At 49.4% G+C, this 640-nt stretch carries 1 protein-coding gene and 1 pseudogene; both read right to left on the reverse strand.

Annotation, left to right across the window (positions count from 1 at the left end):
• A pseudogene (locus ACFIJS_RS09235) lies at window positions 1–254 on the reverse strand (baseplate assembly protein); the annotation flags it as partial.
• Window positions 251–640: hypothetical protein (locus ACFIJS_RS09240; RefSeq protein WP_375651331.1), on the reverse strand; the 390-nt coding region annotated here is incomplete at its 5' end. The gene ACFIJS_RS09240 and the pseudogene ACFIJS_RS09235, both read right to left, overlap by 4 nt.

Below are 640 nucleotides of genomic sequence, written 5' to 3' on the forward strand. Positions count from 1 at the left end.
AACAACCGCACCGGATCACCAACATGGAGGGGCATATTGCTTGAGAGAGCGCCAGAAGCTTCTTGCGCTTGTAGCCAAGGCGATAAAACCGCTTGTCCATTGGAACCCTGTTCGGAAAGTTTCACCCGCACCCTATGGCCATCAACTTCTGCAACCCGCCCGATCATGTGCTGGTTGGCAAGACAGCGTTCAAGCGCATCAAGACGCTTCATTATTTGCCGCAAGGTGTCACTCAAAAGATGCGCATCATTCATGCCAACACCTCATTATCACATGAAATCAAACCACTTTTGAGTTGTCCTTCATCACAAAAAATATCTCGTCCCAACTGATGCAAATCTTGGTGCCATTCCACCACGCTTATCGATACACCACGCTGCTTAATCGCCGCAGAGATAATCGGTTCAATTTGCACCTCACGCGGGGCGCTCAAATGCGTTAGCCCCCACAATTGCCCGCTATGACAAAGCACCGCAATAGCTTCTGCTAAAAGCCAACTGGAAACATCACGCTCTTTGCCTGTGGTAATAATAAAAGCCCCTAAATGAAGATCAGCACTCATGTGCCCACTTGCTACAGGACTCAAACGGCTTTCTAACACTGCAACGCGTATGGCTGGAGCCACCAGCATCTGTGTTTC

The organism is Bartonella sp. OT172YNZD (genome assembly GCF_042193725.1).
In the GTDB taxonomy this organism is placed as follows: domain Bacteria; phylum Pseudomonadota; class Alphaproteobacteria; order Rhizobiales; family Rhizobiaceae; genus Bartonella; species Bartonella grahamii_A.